The following is a 304-nucleotide window of genomic DNA, read 5'->3' on the forward strand; positions in this document are numbered from 1 at the left end:
GGCTGGCGCGGATGGAGCAACGCTGACACAGATCAACGGCACCTCGGTCGGTGCTTTCGATGCAGTCACCGGTTGGTCCGCATGGATCGATGTCGGTGCAGGCTCGATCCGGGTCAAGGCAGACGGCAGCTACGAGTTCCAGGCGGACACGCCGACGGTCGGAGCATCTCTGCCGGTCAACGGTACCTACACGGTGACGGACGGTGACGGTGATACGTCGACGGCAAACTTTGGCTTCTCGGTAACGGATGCCAACACGCCGACGGGCGGCGTGGCGTCTGCGAATGTCGACGATGACGGTCTG

The 304-nt window shown here is 63.2% G+C and carries 1 protein-coding gene; it reads left to right on the forward strand.

Going from position 1 to position 304, the window contains the following annotated elements; all coding sequences use genetic code 11:
* Positions 1 to 304, forward strand: a 304-nt coding sequence (locus ACTJKM_RS36105) for a hypothetical protein (RefSeq protein WP_440661901.1), incomplete at both ends; no start/stop codon positions are given.

This window comes from Ensifer sp. 22460 (assembly GCF_052044935.1).
Lineage (GTDB): Bacteria > Pseudomonadota > Alphaproteobacteria > Rhizobiales > Rhizobiaceae > Ensifer.